Raw genomic sequence first — 13890 nt, 5'->3', positions numbered from 1 at the left:
ACTGCCCTACGCCGGTGCCGCCCGGCGTGGCTTTGCCGGTGATTTTCTTGGGATTGATTGTTTGACGTATTTGATCAAAGTTTTTATCTGCAGAGGCATGTGAGCTGCGCGTCGGGGGCCACGAACCTCTGAGGATGTTGACCTGCGGGACTTTCTCCGGCGCGACCGTGGTCTTGCGTGCACACACGGTCCTGATGGCTGCCGGCGGGTTGCCGAACATCCAGATTGGTCATGTCGCCGGTTTTGCGGTGCCCGCAGTGCTGAAGCTGCAGTTCCACACGGTCTTGCCGACGCCAAACGCCCCGGGAAATCAAGCAGCGGAGTCCTCGTCCGGTGGCGGAAAAGTTGCACTTGGCGTCAACCGGCGCCACCGAAAGATTTTTGGTGGCCCATCCCTGGGAAGCTAGGGCCGCGGGGCTTCCCCGGCCGCTGCAGTATTTTCTTGGTGGGTCCGTGCCGAACGGATGTGGCCATGCTCCCCATGCTCGAGCTTGGCTCCGACAAGGTGTTCTGCGACGCTGCAGATCAGGCTGATGACTTCCTGGGGCGCCTTGGCACCGGTCAGGATCTCCATCACGAGCCCGTCCTCCAGGGCCACCAGGGTCCACGCAAGTGCATCGGCGTCGAGCACTGGCCGAAATGCGCCTGAAGCGGTCCCGTCTCGGATGATGTGCCCGTAGATCGCCACTTCGCGCTGGTCGAGTACGCGGTCTGCGTCATTCATGCCGGCATCACGCAGCCCGGTGGGCCAGAATTCGTACAGGATGCGGGAGTCGTTGCTATCCAGGCCGCCCGTCGTGCCGGCCACGATGGCCGCCCGCAAGCGTGCCTCGGGGGTTTCGGCCCGGTCGACCGCTGCTTCGATGCGCTCGATAAAGGCGTCTGACGACGCAAAGACGAGTTCGCGGAAGATCTCGGCAAGTCCGCCGAAGTAGTAGAGCACGGCAGGCGGTTCCATCCCCGCCTGCGCAGCGATCGCCCGCAGGGTCGTGCCTGCGGCACCGTCACGCACCGCAACGCTCTTGGCCGCGGCGAGGATCTCGGCGCGGCGTTCGGTCTGTCGATTGGGGCGTCCCATCCTGCCATTCTGCCTCAAAAAGTACGCAGACCTTGACAGGCGCCGCCGGTGTTGTTTGAATGACGTTCAGTAATCTGAATCACATTCAGATAAAAACCCGAAGGAGAGATCCGCCATGCAAGAACCCGCCCAGCCGATCGTGTCGGCGACGTCCCCGACCGACAAAGGCCTCCGCAGCAATGCCATCGGGATGGTACGGATCGTGGCGGTCGGTCTTGCCGCAGTCGCGCCCGCCTACAGCCTCGCGGTGACGCTCGGATTCGTCGCTGATTCCGTGGGTGTTCACGCCCCGGCTGCATTCTTGGTCGGATTTCTTCCGATCCTGTTCACCGCGTTCGCCTTCCGTGACCTCAACCGCGTGATGCCCGATTGCGGCGGTGTGTTCGTCTGGATTTCCCGCGTGCTGGGCCCGGTCGCGGGATGGTTCTTCGGAGGCTGGGTTCCCCAGATTGCCACGTTCATCGCGACCGCAGCCCTGGCACAGGTGGCCACGGTGTACCTTCTGGACTCCGTAGGGCTCGAAATGCTCGCGGCGAACCCCGCGGCCACGATTCCCCTTGCGATCGCACTTATTGCGGTAAGCGCCGTGGTCGCGATCCGCGGGATCGAGCTTGCCGCCTGGGTCCAGTACGCCCTCATCGGCCTTCAGATAGTAGCCATCGGCGGATTCTGCGTCGGCGCCTTCCTGGCGATCGGACGCGGCACCGCACCCGCAAGCGCCGAGCCGGTCAGCCTGGACTGGTTCAACCCATTTGCCACGGACCCCTCGGGCCTTGTCGCCGGGGTCATTCTTGCGCTGTTCATCTACTGGGGATGGGACGCGTTGATCGCCGTCAACGAGGAAACCACCCATCGTTCCCGCACGCCGGGCCGCGCGGCCATCGTCTCGACGGTGATCCTGTTGGTCCTCTACGTCTCGGCCTCCGTCGCCGCACTCGGATTCGGCGGCGTCGACCTGCTCACCTCGGACGAGGCGATTGGCGATGTCCTCTCGGTGATCGGTCCACTGGCGACGGGCGAATTCTTTGGCCGCATCATCACGCTTGCGATCGGCATGTCTGCCCTGTCCGCACTCTTTACGGTGGCCGTCGCCTCTCCGCGTTCCTGGCTGAGCATGGCAACCTACCGGGCACTTCCGAAATCCATCGGTACCGTGGACCCCAAGAGCCGCACGCCGAGGACCGCGACCCTCTGGTGGGCGGGGCTGAGCATCCTCACCATCATCGTGCTTTCCCTGATCTCCCAGGACTTCGTCGGTCTCGCCATCCTGTCAATCGGTTTGCAGGTGGCCGTCTACTACGCAGCCACGGCGGTCGCGGCCATCATCTACTTCGCACCCCGGATGCGAGACCCGAAAACCCTGATCCTGGCCGGCGTCCTGCCCGGACTCGGGGCATTGATGATGGCCATCGCGTTCGTTGTCAGCGCCATCGACATGGCCCGCCCCGAGTACGCCGACGTTTCCTGGCTCGGCATCGGAGCCGTCTTCTGGATCGGCATCGGGGCACTGGTCCTTGGCCTGATTGTCACCCTTGCGGTACGTCCGCTCTGTCCCGAATTTTTCAATCGCTCCACGATCCCCGTGGGCAATGCAAACAGCACCGACTTCCATGTAATGGACCCCACCGAAGAAATGAGCCACTGACCATGCCCATCCTTAACATCGCCGCCATCCAGACCAGCCCGGTGCCCGGGGACATTGATGCCACCTTCGAACGGTTCGAGGCGCAGGTGCGCACCGTTACCGCGATGCGTCCCCACCTTGATCTGGTGGTTGTTCCCGAACTGCTTCTTGCCGCCCCGAAAGCGATGCTTGAACCCGACCCCGATTTCGATGAACGCGCGGCGACCACGGTGCCGGGGCCGCTCGCGGATCGGCTTTCCGATTTGGCGCGGGAGCTCAAGATCTGGCTCATCCCCGGTTCGCTGGTTGAACGCTCGGGGAAGCACCTCTACAACACCGCCATCGCGATCAACCCCGACGGCGAAATCGTTGCCCGATACCGAAAGATCTTCCCCTGGCGCCCGTATGAGACCCTCGAGCCCGGCAGTGAGTTCACGACCTTCGATATCCCGGGTGTCGCACGTATTGGTCTGGCGATTTGCTACGACGGCAGTTTTCCCGAAGTGGCCCGGCAGCTCGCCTGGCTCGGTGCGGACGTGATCATCCAGCCGACCCTCACCACCACCCGCGACAGGGAAATGGAACTTGTCATGGCCAGAGCCAACGCGTTTACCAACCAGGTCTTTGTCGTCAACCTCAACGCGTCCGATCCGGCGGGCGTCGGCGACAGCGTGCTCGTCGACCCCGAAGGCACGATCATGCAGCGAGCCGGGGCCGGTGAGGAAACCCTTTTCGGGGTTCTCGACATCGACAGGGTTGCCATTGTCCGCAAGTACGGAACCCACGGCATCAACCGGCCATGGGAGGAGCTGGAAAGCAAGTGCAACAGCCTCGCCTTCCCGATGTACAACGGTGCACGGATGCTCCCTCCGGTGTTCCGCACCGATCCGGCGGACCAAGTCCCGCACTCGCCTGCGGAAGCGGCCGTTCGGGTGTATGGGTAGACCGTCGGAGGCATGCGCGTCGACGTGCATGCCTCCGACGCTCTGCATTAGTGATCCTTCATCCGGGCATAGGCATCCAGCGCCCGCGCCCGCGATTCCTTCAGCTCCACGATCGGTGCGGAGACCGCCACCGGCGCAAAACGGGCAACGTAGGATCCCCGTGGGTCGAATTTCTTGGCCTGCAGCTCGGGGTTGAAAATCCTGAAATAGGGCGACGCGTCGGCGCCGCAGCCGGCGACCCACTGCCAGTTGGCGGGATTGGAGGCGGCATCGGCATCCACGAGCGTGTCCCAGAACCATTGCTCGCCGACCCGCCAGTGGATGCCGAGGTTTTTCACCAGCAGGCTGGCGGCGACCATGCGCACCCGGTTGTGCATCCACCCGGTTTCCCAGAGTTGTTTCATGCCCGCATCCACCAGCCCGAATCCCGTTTCGCCGCGGCACCATGCCTCGAAAGCTTCGTTGACCTGTGCCTCATGGGAGCCTCGGGGGACCCCGCCGGATGGCCACGCCCACTCGAAGGCATCGAATTCCGTGCGCAGGTTTTCGGTGGCCATGTCCGGGTGGTGGTAGAGCAGGTTCCAGCAGAAGTCGCGCCAGGCCAGCTGGCGCATCATGGCACGCGCACCTTCGGCGGCCGGTGGATGTTCATGGATGAGCGCGCTGAGGGATTCCCACACCTGGACCGGGCTCAGGTGGCCCCAGCGCAGGGCCGGCGAGAGCCGCGACGTGCCGTCCATGTCCGGCCGGTCGCGGGTGTCGCCATAGTTGGCGGCAATCTCCGCAAGCACCACCTCCAGCCGCTCGCGGGCGGGCCCTTCTCCGGGTGCCCACGCCGAGGCCAGTCCGGGCGACCAGTCCGGGGCGGAAGGCAGCAAATCCCAGTCGGCCAACTCGTCACTGTGCACTGAAAGGAGCCCGGTCGGTTCTTGCCGCGGGGGTTCGACCAACGCGGGGCGCATCGGCAACCGAAGCAACGCATTGAAAAACGGCGTGAAAACCTTGAACGGCTTGCGGTCCTGGGTCAATGGAACCCATGGTTCCTGCAGCAACGTGCCCGAAAAGCTCAGTGCAGTGCCTCCCGAGGCGTTCACGAGTTCCTTGACATGGGTATCCACCGCGCGTTCGGGGCCGCCGTACCGACGATTCCAATAGATGGATCGCGCGCCGCTGGCCGAGAGGAGCTCCGGCAGGATGTTCGCCGCCGCACCGCGACGCAGGACCAACGGGACACCGAGCCTGCCCAGACTCGCCCGAAGGTCATCCAGGGCATGGTGCAGCCACCAACGGGCCGCGCGGCCAAGCGGGCGGATGCCCGGTGACCTTTCGTCGAGGATGTACACGGCAATGGTTGTCCCGGCTGCCATTGCAGTATCCAACGCAGGATGGTCCGCAACCCGCAGGTCATCGCGGAACCACACCAGGTTCGTCGCATTCAAATTCACTTTCCACCTTCCCGGTGTCTTCGCGGCGGTTAGACATTGCGTTCAAGCGCATACCAAATCAGCACCATGGTGACGAAGAATCCGGTGACGTAGTTCAGCCAGAGGAACCTGACCCAGCCTGCATGGGCGTGTTCCGACTCCGCGTCCTCGATGTTGGCATAGGGCAGCACATTGACCAGGTACGGCAGGGTCAACAACCCTGCCAACGGCCCGGGCCAGGTGGTGAACAGCAACAGCAGCCCGGACACCAGATAGGCCAGCGCGGCGCCCCGTACCGTCCGCTTGGCCCCGAGCACCGTGCCGATGGAACCCAGGTCGGCGGCACGGTCGGGAACAATGTCTTGCACGGCGCCAAAGGCGTGAGAGGCCATGCCCCAGAGGAAGAATGAGACAAGCAAGGCCAGCAGCGGGCCGTTGAAGTGCGCGCCGGCAAGCACCAAGCCATAGACGGCCGGGGACACGAAGTGCATGCTGGAGGTCAGCGAATCCAGGAAGGGACGTTCCTTGAAACGCAGCCCGGGGGCGCTGTAGGCGAGCAGCGCAAACATTGACACCAGCAGCACCAGGTTCGCCTGCCAGGAACCGGCAAGCACCAATATCACCAGGAACGGCACTGTCGCGACGGCACAGGCGACCAGTATGCCGCGGTGCCGCGTGCGTTCCAGCACGGCGCCCTCGGCGCCGCCCTTGCGCGGATTGAGCAGGTCGGATTCGTAGTCGAACACGTCGTTCACGCCATACATGGCCAGGTTGTAGGGGATCAGGAAGAAGAGCGTGCCAACCACCCAGATCCAGTCGATCCGCCCCGCGGCCAGCAGGTATGCGGCGGCAAAGGGGTAGGCGGTGTTCACCCATGAAACCGGCCGGCTGGTCATGAACAGTTCGCGGATCATGGACGGTCCTTCCCTGCCGGTGCGTTGCCGCCGCCAAGCCACCACAGCGCGGGCATGAACAACACGGCCGCGAGCGGATAGCTGAAGTCCTCGATCGGGGCCAGACCCACGCGGATCCCCAGCAGCGTCTGGTCCCCGTAGCCAAAGAGCCCGGAGGCGATCATGACGTTGTCGAAGACCGCGGTCAGCACCGTGAGGACCGCCATCGCGAAACCAAGGGCCGGCGCAACGGATCCAAACGGGATCCGGCGCAGCCGCAGGGACACCAGAAAAAGCGCCAGTGAACCGAGCAGGAACCACCCGGAGAGAAGGGCGAAATTCATGGTGCCTCGACTCCCGTCCGCAGCCTGGCCCGATGCGCACGCCAAGCCAGTGCACCGTTGGCCAGCACCATGCTTTGGTAACAGAGGAAGAACAGGAAGAAGGCTTCCTCCAGCGGCATCTGTTCCCCGATCATCAGCCCCGTCATGAGCCGTGATTCACGGTGCAGGAAGATGCCCTGGTCGATCGCGATCACGTCCCATAGCAGGAAGATGCAGGTCCCCATCGACAGGGATGCGAGGGCCGGGATCGGCCGGGCGAAGACGAAGAGCCGGTACCTGGCGTCGAGCAACACCATGCACCCGATCAGCGCGAGCAGCATCAGCAGGTACGTCATTTGGCCACCCGCTCTTCCTGCACATCCCCTTCGGGTTCGCGGGCGTCGCGATTCTGGCCGTCCATGGAGAATGGTCCGAGATCCTTGATCCCGTTGACTGCCTTGGCAGTGATTTCCGCACTGATCAGGCACATGGGAACACCGACGCCGGGGCGCACCGAGCTTCCCGCATAGTGGAGACCCTCCACCTTGGCGCTCCTGTTGGCGGGCCGGAAGAAAGCACTTTGCCCGAGCGTGTGGGCCAGGCCCAACGCCCCTCCGCGCCACGCGTTGACGTTGTTCACGAAGTCCCCGGGTCCGAAGGTTTGCCGCACCACGATGCGTTCGGCCAGGTCAGGGATGCCTGCCCAGGCCGCCAGCTGGGCCAGGGCCGCATCGGCGACGGCCTCCACCTGTTCGCTGCCGTTTCCGTCGGCACCGCCGGTTCCCCACTCCGGCAGCGTCGGGGCGGGAATGAGCATGAAGAGGTTCTCGTGCCCGGCCGGGGCGACTCCCGGATCCGTGGCGCTGGGCATGCACACGTAGATGCTGGTCTCCGTATCCAGCGGTTCCCCGCGGCGGATGCGGCCGAAGTTCTCGTCCCAGTCTTGGGTGAAAAGTAAGTTGTGGTGGAGCAGCTTCGGCAGCTTGCCGCGGATGCCCAGGCAGATCAGCACGGCGCTGGGACCCGGGTCGCGGCGCTTCCACGCGGCATCGGAGGAAGAGCGCAGCTTCCGGGGCAGCAGCCGCGATTCGATGTGGTGCAGGTCGGCGGCGCCGACCACCACGCTCGCATCGAGGCGATGGGTTTCGCCGCGGCTGTCGCTCCAGCGCACCGAATCCACTCGGGTATGCCGGCCGGTTTGCACGGTGTCGATGCCCTCCGCCGTGGCACCGGTGACGATCTTGACCCCGGCCTTGGTGCACAGCTCGGCCATGGCATCGACCAGCTTGGCGAATCCGCCGAGCGGATACTTCACTCCCTGGGTCAGGTCCAGGTGGCTCATCAAGTGGTACAGGGCCGGTGTGTGTTTGGGGCTGCTGCCCAGAAAGACCGCCGGGTAGCCCAGGATCTGGCGCAGGCGGGGATCGCTGAAACGCTGGGCGACGAACGAATCCAGCGAGCGGGACAGCAGCGGTGCCAGCCGGGGCAACAGGGCCGGCAGCCGGGGATTGAGCAGGGACCGGACCGAGGAGAAGCCGTCGTACAGGAAATGTTCCAGCGCCAGCCCGTAGCTGGTTTCGGCGTAGGCCAGGTATTTTTCCAGAGCGACCCCGGCCCCGGTCTGCACGGATTCGAAGGCTGCCACCGCGCCCGGCCCCGTGGTCATGTCCAGAGGATCGGGGTGGCCCTGGAACCAGGTGCGGTACCCGACCTCCAGGTCAACCAGGTCGAGTTCCACCGTGGTGGAGGTGCCCATGAGTTTGAACCAGTGCTCGATGACCTCCGGCATGAGGTACCAGGACGGGCCCGTGTCGAAGCTGAACCCGTCTCGGTGCAGCCGTCCGGCCCGCCCGCCCAGTGAGTCCTGCATTTCCAGCAGCGTGACCCGGTGGCCGGAGGCCGCCAGCAGCCCGGCGGTGGCCAGGCCGGAGAATCCGCCGCCGATGACCACCACGTATTCGGAGGATTGGTGTTTCACGCCGCTTCCTTTCTGCGGGTGCCGATCGTCGAGCGCAACGCGATCAGCGCCTTGCGCCGCGCGGGGACAGAGATTCGTTGGTACATCAGCTGCGCCGCCGTCGTGCGGTCCAACTCCCGCAGCAGTGCGCCAAAAAGCCCGTGGGCCATACGTACGGCCCGGGCCGCGCGCGGTGCCAGGTACGGGATGCCGAGCGCGGCGGCGGAAAGGTCGGCGCGGATTTCGGCGACCAGCGCATCCTTGTGGGTGCCGGAAAAAGCGGTGGGGTCCAAGCCGGGGAAGTAGCTGCGACCCAGCTCGCCGGTGTCCGTGGGGAGGTCGCGCAGGAAATTGACCTTTTGGAAGGCGGCGCCCAGGTGCCGGGCCGCGGTTTCGAGTTCAGCGTCGTGCCCGGCCGGTGCCTGCGGCATCGACCGGAACACCCGCAGGCACATGAGTCCCACGACCTCGGCCGATCCGTAGATGTATTGGTCCAGGGTGGCGGCATCGTGGGTGGTGATGGACAGGTCGGCGCGCATGGAGGCGAAGAACGGTCGGGTCAGTTCGGTGCCGATGCCTTGGCTTCGGGCGGTGCACGCGAAGGCGTGGACTATCAGGTTGGTGCTGTAGCCGGTGAGCAGCGCGGCCTCGGTCTCGGACTCGAGCCGGGCCAGCGCCTCGGCGACAGCCTGCGGATCCAGGCCCGCCTCGCGTGCCACCCCGTCCACCACCTCGTCGGCCAGGCGCACCAGCGCGTAGATGTTGGAGATGTGCCTGCGGGAATCTCGGTCGAGCATCCTGCAGGCCAGCGAAAAGGACGTCGAATATTGCGTAATGACCACGCGGGCGCTGCTGCTCGCGGCTTCCGTGTAGCGTTCCAATGCCGTGTGTTCCATGTGGCTAGACCCCCCTGTGCAGGATGAGTGAGGCGAAATCCTCCAGCGCGGCGCTCACGTGGGCCGGCAGCCGGAGCTGGTGGGCCGATTGGGTGGCGCCGTGGCAGAGTTCCTCGGCAAGCTGCCTGGCGAGGGATTCGGCACCGGTGCGCTGCAGGCTTTCGCGCAGCGTTGCAACGTCCGTCCGGTGTTCGCGGAAGAGCTGCAGGTTCGCCGCGAACGCGGGTGTCGTGGAGGCCATCGCCGTAAGGATGGTGCTCTTGCCCTCGCGCAGATCCGATTCGATGGATTTCCCGGTGACCGCCGGGTCCCCGAAGGTCCCCAGCACGTCGTCGATGAGTTGGTACGCGACCCCCAGCTGGCTGCCGATGGCCCCGAGGGCCGCCGCCTCTTCGGCGTCGGCCCCGGCCAGGAGCGCACCTGCCTGGAGCGGCACCTGGAAGGAGTAGGCGGCGGTTTTCAGTTCCTCCATGCGGAGCACCTCGGGGACCTTGGCGGGGGAACCTGCGAGGGAAAAGAGCAGGTCCTCCAGCTCGCCGGCACCGGCATTGTGGATGGCTTGGTGGAAGGAGTGCTCAATGGCGGCGGCCGCGGGCAGGGAACCTGCCGCTTTGAGTGCCAGCTTGATGGAGGCCGCCAGCAGGAGGTCCCCGGCGATGATTGCGGCCGCATGGCCGGCGTGCTCGGCATCGGCCGGTGATTTTCCTTGGGCGAGTGCCTCGTCGCGGTAGTGCGCGGAGAGGGTTGGCCGTCCGCGGCGCGTGAAGTCCCTGTCGATCACATCGTCATGCATCAGCAGCGAGCCGTGGAGCAGCTCGAACGCGCATCCCAGCGTGATGACGCGCCTGGTGTCCCGGCCGCCGAAGGCCTCGTGGCCCAGCATGGCCAGGCGCGGCCGCGTGAGTTTTCCGCCCTCAAGGGCCGTGCCGATGCGCTCCCAGAGAATCGCGGTCGCCGGCGAGTACGCGGCCGCGGTCTGTCGGTATTCGCCGATGACGGCGTCCAGTTCACGGCGAACCGACCGTTCCAGGGGCGGCGAAGGATCGATCGTCGTTCCGCCGCGGGTCTGCACGGCGCTGTGGGTTGGCAGGCTCATGATCGTCCGCTCCGATTCTTGGTGGTGGGGGTGTCCATGGTGTCGATCTGCGTATGCATGGCCTCGAGCATGGCGTCGAGGTAGCGCACCACTGCCTGTTGCTCGCCGGGAGCCAGGGTCTGGACGACGCGTTCGGCATCGTTGAAGAGCGGGCGCAGTGCGGTGAGGGTCTGGGTGATTGCCGTGGGGCTGGGGGATAGAAGGAAACTGCGGCGATCGCTGGGGTGCGGTGCCCGGAGCACGTGGCCGCGTTCGCTCATCCTGTCTATGACGGCGGTGGTGGCCGCCGTCGAAATATGCAGCCGCGCGGCCAATTCGCTGGGGGTCATGGAGTGAAAGCGAATCAGGTGCTGCAGGGCCTGGAAGTCGGTTTCATTGATGTTCAGATGGCGGCACATCGCGTGTTCGAGGGCATCGTTGAGAACCAGCACCTCATGCAGCAACCGCGAGGCGGGGTGCAGCGCAGACCCGTCGTCCGGGGATACTCGAATCATCTTTACCTCGAAAGGTTGATTGCTAGCCTATCTAGATACATCATGGGTTAACAAGTTGTTGCTTGTCGAGTGGGACGGGCAACCAAAGCAAAAAAATCCCTCGAACAGGAGGACCGAGATGCACGTCGAAGAGAAAAGCCCAATGGCGATCCCGTTGCTGGTCGCGCTGGCGGTGTTCGCGGCGATCGGTGGGGCGTTCGTGGGCAGCGGGGCTTTGGGCGGTACGCCCATCAAGGATGCGGCCGACGGATGGCTGGGTGCCGATTCGACGCTGGTGGCGCCGGGCACCGGAGCGTTTGTGATCTGGACGTTCATCTACCTGGGGCTGGCCGTCTATGCGGTGTGGCAGCTGGGTGCAACGGCCCGAAGTTCCCCCACCCAGCGCATTTTGCGGCCGCTGGCTGCCGCCTCGGCGATCCTCAACGCCCTGTGGCTTGCGGTGGTGCAGCTCGGCTGGCTGGGGATCAGCGTCCTGGTGATACTTGCGTTGCTTCTGGTGCTGATCCGGATCTTCATGCTGTTGGTCCAGGAACCCGTCGTCGACCTGACCGAGCGCTGGATCATGTGGCTGACCTTCGGGCCCTACCTGGGGTGGGTGAGCGTCGCGACGGTTGCGAACATGGCGGCGTGGCTGGCCTCCCTCGGTGTGGGTAGCGATGCCGGTTGGGCGCAACCGCTGGCTGCGGTGTTGGTCGTCATCGCGGTACTCATTGGCGCCGCCACGGTGCTGTATTCGAGGGGACGGATGTCGGCTGCCTTGGCCATGGTGTGGGGCATTGCCTGGATCGGCGTCGGTCGCAGCGACGGAGGGACGTCTTCGACGATTGTCGCCGTGACTGCATTTATCGGAGCGGGTGCCCTGCTGGTGTTCACGGTGGTTGCCGGGGTGGCGCTCACTTCCCGCCGGAAGCAGATGCAAGAGGCACAGCCATGAGTGTCATTGCAGTGACGGGAGCCTCGGGTTACATCGGTGGGCGGCTGGTCCCGTTGTTGCTGGAAAACGGCCACCAGGTGCGGGTGCTGACCCGCCGGAAGGATGCCCTCCGCGATGTTCCCTGGCGTGCAGAGGTGGAGGTGATCGAGGGAGACCTCACCGATCTGCGCGCCGCGCAGGAACTCTGCCGCGGCGCAGCCGTCCTCTACTATTTGGTGCACTCCATGGGAGGGACCTCTGACTTCGCGCCGCTTGAGGAACGCTGTGCGCAAACCATCGTCCAAGCGGCAAGGGCGGAAGGTCTCGAACGCTTCGTTTACCTTTCGGGGTTGCACCCCGACGGTGAACTCAGCCGCCACCTGTCCTCACGGGTCAGGGTGGGGGAGATCCTCGAAGCCAGCGGCATCCCCACACTGACGTTGCAGGCGGGGCTGATCATCGGTTCGGGCTCGGCAAGCTTTGAAATGGTCCGGCACCTCACCGACGTGTTGCCGGTGATGCCCGCCCCGCACTGGGTGCTCAACAAAGTCCAGCCCATCGCCGTGCGCGATGCCTTGCACTACCTGGGCCGTGCTGCGGAACTCCAGCCAGACATTTCCGGCGCCTTCGACATCGGCGGCCCCGATGCGCACAGCTACGGCGACATGATGCGTCTCTATGCGGATGCCGCACGCATTCGCCGCCCCGTCATTTGGCCGCTCCCGGTGCTGACCCCGTGGCTGGCGGCGCAATGGGTCAACCTTGTCACCCCTATTCCGCGATCCCTCGCGATACCGCTGGTCGAATCCCTGCAGCATGACTGCGTGATGCGCAACAGGGACATCGACTCGATCATCGAACGTCCCGAAGGAGGGTTGACGGGGTACCGCAGGGCCGTGGAGCTCGCGCTGGCCAAGATGGAGGCGGACACCGTGGAAACGACATGGGCCACGGCCCACGCGCTGGAGTCCCCGGCCGAACCGCTGCCTTCCGACCCCCAGTGGGCGGGACAAACCGTCTACACGGATGATCGGGAACGGGCAACCACGGCCGCACCGAGCCAGCTCTTCACCGTGATCCAGGGGATCGGCGGGGACACCGGCTACTACTCGCTTCCCGGAGCCTGGGCCGTGCGCGGGTTCATGGACAAACTGGCCGGGGGAGTGGGCTTGCGCCGGGGCAGGCGCAGCCGCCAGTCCCTGGCGCTTGGCGATGCACTGGATTGGTGGCGCGTCGAGGAACTGGTGCCCGGCGAGCTGTTGCGCCTGCGTGCGGAGATGCGCGTCCCGGGCCGGGCCTGGTTGGAGCTCTCGGTGAAACCCATTCCGGGCGGCAGCCTCTACAGGCAGCGGGCCGTCTTCTTCCCCCGCGGGCTGGCCGGACGCCTCTATTGGCTATCGATCCTGCCGTTCCACGGGGTGATCTTTTCCTCCATGGCCCGCAGAATCACCACCGCCGCGGAAAACCTTGGGGAAACCAAGAATCGGGGTTGACCCGGTGAACCCGGAAACAGTCCGACCGGGAACGGTTACGCGTCGTCGCCGGCGCGCTCGCCGACCGAAGCGATGCTGTCCTCCAGATCGCGGGCGGTCTCGGAGAGGAAGCGAATGACGACTTCCCGTTCCTTGGCGCTGAGCCGCGCCGCGGCGCCGAAGCGCGCCGCGTGGTGGCGGCCAACTTGTTCGCGTGCTGCCATGTGTGTTTCGGCAGTGACGGTGACGCAGAGCGACCGGCGGTCGGTCGGATGCGAAGTGCGCACCACATGCCCCGCCTTTTCAAGGCGGTCAATCATCTTGGTTACAGATGCCGTGGTGATCACCAGGTGTTTGGCCAACATGCCGGGTGTCACCGATATCGAAGTGTTCTTGGCCGAGATCAGGAAGCGAATGGCTCGCATGTCCGTCTCGTTCAGGTTCATGTAGCGCTGGGAGGCGCGGGAGATCTTGCGCTCGACGGCGCGTAGCCGACCCATCTCCGCCATGATGTGGTCGATCTGCTGCAGCGTTTCATCGCTCAGCCCGGACCTGTCGATCAGTTCGCTGCGCGGGTCGCTCGAGGCTAGGTTGAAGATGGTGGGAAGCTCTTCGCGTTCCATTGGCTTCCCCGCTTTCCTCGAATCACACAGATGTAGTTGACCAATTCATAATACGGCTCTTGGGTGAATGACATCCCAACTCCAATGGCGGTGCCGCATGTATGGAGAGGCGAGGGAGTTTTCAGGACTGGCCCGCCGGCGCACCCGACGGGC

At 65.0% G+C, this 13890-nt stretch carries 14 protein-coding genes; 4 read left to right on the top strand and 10 right to left on the bottom strand.

The window, feature by feature from the left end:
- Positions 1–403 precede the first annotated feature (403 nt).
- The gene (locus JOF47_RS16240; RefSeq protein WP_210000287.1) at positions 404–1078 is read right to left on the bottom strand and encodes a TetR/AcrR family transcriptional regulator; all 675 of its coding nucleotides are present in this window, start codon (positions 1076–1078) and stop codon (positions 404–406) included.
- 115 nt (positions 1079–1193) lie between these two features.
- Here JOF47_RS16240 and JOF47_RS16235 point away from each other — a divergent pair, with 115 nt between their 5' ends.
- Positions 1194–2723 carry an APC family permease gene (locus JOF47_RS16235; protein WP_210000285.1) on the top strand — a complete coding sequence of 510 codons (1530 nt, stop codon included), beginning with the start codon at positions 1194–1196 and terminating at the stop codon, positions 2721–2723.
- 2 nt (positions 2724–2725) lie between these two features.
- A complete protein-coding gene (locus JOF47_RS16230; RefSeq protein WP_210000283.1) occupies positions 2726–3646 on the top strand; it encodes a carbon-nitrogen hydrolase family protein in 921 nt (306 codons plus the stop codon).
- A 47-nt stretch (positions 3647–3693) separates the two neighbouring features.
- Here the strand turns inward: JOF47_RS16230 and JOF47_RS16225 are convergent, their stop codons facing one another.
- Genes JOF47_RS16225 through JOF47_RS16190 form a run of 8 tightly spaced genes read right to left on the bottom strand, consistent with a single transcriptional unit; the run spans position 3694 to position 10729 of the window.
- Positions 3694–5091, bottom strand: coding sequence for a cryptochrome/photolyase family protein (locus JOF47_RS16225; RefSeq protein ID WP_210000281.1), 1398 nt, complete (start codon positions 5089–5091; stop codon positions 3694–3696).
- 29 nt (positions 5092–5120) lie between these two features.
- On the bottom strand, positions 5121–5984 hold the full coding sequence (locus JOF47_RS16220; RefSeq protein ID WP_210000279.1) for a prenyltransferase: 864 nt from the start codon (positions 5982–5984) through the stop codon (positions 5121–5123).
- A complete protein-coding gene (locus tag JOF47_RS16215; RefSeq protein ID WP_210000277.1) occupies positions 5981–6307 on the bottom strand; it encodes a lycopene cyclase domain-containing protein in 327 nt (108 codons plus the stop codon). Before JOF47_RS16215 ends, JOF47_RS16220 begins: the two co-directional genes overlap by 4 nt.
- Positions 6304–6642, bottom strand: a complete 339-nt coding sequence (locus JOF47_RS16210; RefSeq protein ID WP_210000274.1) for a lycopene cyclase domain-containing protein — start codon at positions 6640–6642, stop codon at positions 6304–6306. Before JOF47_RS16210 ends, JOF47_RS16215 begins: the two co-directional genes overlap by 4 nt.
- Positions 6639–8264, bottom strand: coding sequence for a phytoene desaturase family protein (gene crtI / locus JOF47_RS16205; RefSeq protein ID WP_210000270.1), 1626 nt, complete (start codon positions 8262–8264; stop codon positions 6639–6641). Before crtI ends, JOF47_RS16210 begins: the two co-directional genes overlap by 4 nt.
- Positions 8261–9139 carry a phytoene/squalene synthase family protein gene (locus tag JOF47_RS16200; protein WP_210000267.1) on the bottom strand — a complete coding sequence of 293 codons (879 nt, stop codon included), beginning with the start codon at positions 9137–9139 and terminating at the stop codon, positions 8261–8263. Before JOF47_RS16200 ends, crtI begins: the two co-directional genes overlap by 4 nt.
- Before the next feature lie 4 nt (positions 9140–9143).
- Positions 9144–10235 carry a polyprenyl synthetase family protein gene (locus JOF47_RS16195; RefSeq protein ID WP_210000264.1) on the bottom strand — a complete coding sequence of 364 codons (1092 nt, stop codon included), beginning with the start codon at positions 10233–10235 and terminating at the stop codon, positions 9144–9146.
- Entirely contained in the window at positions 10232–10729 is a 498-nt protein-coding gene (locus tag JOF47_RS16190; protein ID WP_210000262.1) for a MarR family winged helix-turn-helix transcriptional regulator, read from the bottom strand. Before JOF47_RS16190 ends, JOF47_RS16195 begins: the two co-directional genes overlap by 4 nt.
- A 118-nt stretch (positions 10730–10847) precedes the next feature.
- On the opposite strand from JOF47_RS16190, the gene JOF47_RS16185 reads away from it, so the two are divergent.
- On the top strand, positions 10848–11663 hold the full coding sequence (locus tag JOF47_RS16185; protein WP_210000259.1) for a tryptophan-rich sensory protein: 816 nt from the start codon (positions 10848–10850) through the stop codon (positions 11661–11663).
- A complete protein-coding gene (locus tag JOF47_RS16180) occupies positions 11660–13135 on the top strand; it encodes an SDR family oxidoreductase (protein ID WP_210000256.1) in 1476 nt (491 codons plus the stop codon). The genes JOF47_RS16185 and JOF47_RS16180 overlap by 4 nt, the downstream gene beginning before the upstream one ends.
- Positions 13136–13170: 35 nt before the next feature.
- On the opposite strand, the gene JOF47_RS16175 is transcribed toward JOF47_RS16180, so the two are convergent.
- Complete coding sequence (locus JOF47_RS16175; protein ID WP_210000255.1) at positions 13171–13737, bottom strand: MarR family winged helix-turn-helix transcriptional regulator; 567 nt, start codon at positions 13735–13737, stop codon at positions 13171–13173.
- Positions 13738–13890 lie beyond the last annotated feature (153 nt).

It is taken from the genome of Paeniglutamicibacter kerguelensis (assembly GCF_017876535.1).
In the GTDB taxonomy this organism is placed as follows: domain Bacteria; phylum Actinomycetota; class Actinomycetes; order Actinomycetales; family Micrococcaceae; genus Paeniglutamicibacter; species Paeniglutamicibacter kerguelensis.
Note: the sequence above shows the minus strand (reverse complement) of the source record. Positions and strands in the feature narration are given on the sequence as shown.

Bases quoted from the DNA above. Each gene is read 5' to 3' on its own strand.
- JOF47_RS16240 (WP_210000287.1), bottom strand. From the start codon at position 1,078: ATGGGACGCCCCAATCGACAGACCGAACGCCGCGCCGAGATCCTCGCC.
- JOF47_RS16235 (WP_210000285.1), top strand. From the start codon at position 1,194: ATGCAAGAACCCGCCCAGCCGATCGTGTCGGCGACGTCCCCGACCGAC.
- JOF47_RS16230 (WP_210000283.1), top strand. From the start codon at position 2,726: ATGCCCATCCTTAACATCGCCGCCATCCAGACCAGCCCGGTGCCCGGG.
- JOF47_RS16220 (WP_210000279.1), bottom strand. From the start codon at position 5,984: ATGATCCGCGAACTGTTCATGACCAGCCGGCCGGTTTCATGGGTGAAC.
- JOF47_RS16215 (WP_210000277.1), bottom strand. From the start codon at position 6,307: ATGAATTTCGCCCTTCTCTCCGGGTGGTTCCTGCTCGGTTCACTGGCG.
- JOF47_RS16210 (WP_210000274.1), bottom strand. From the start codon at position 6,642: ATGACGTACCTGCTGATGCTGCTCGCGCTGATCGGGTGCATGGTGTTG.
- JOF47_RS16200 (WP_210000267.1), bottom strand. From the start codon at position 9,139: ATGGAACACACGGCATTGGAACGCTACACGGAAGCCGCGAGCAGCAGC.
- JOF47_RS16195 (WP_210000264.1), bottom strand. From the start codon at position 10,235: ATGAGCCTGCCAACCCACAGCGCCGTGCAGACCCGCGGCGGAACGACG.
- JOF47_RS16190 (WP_210000262.1), bottom strand. From the start codon at position 10,729: ATGATTCGAGTATCCCCGGACGACGGGTCTGCGCTGCACCCCGCCTCG.
- JOF47_RS16185 (WP_210000259.1), top strand. From the start codon at position 10,848: ATGCACGTCGAAGAGAAAAGCCCAATGGCGATCCCGTTGCTGGTCGCG.
- JOF47_RS16180 (WP_210000256.1), top strand. From the start codon at position 11,660: ATGAGTGTCATTGCAGTGACGGGAGCCTCGGGTTACATCGGTGGGCGG.
- JOF47_RS16175 (WP_210000255.1), bottom strand. From the start codon at position 13,737: ATGGAACGCGAAGAGCTTCCCACCATCTTCAACCTAGCCTCGAGCGAC.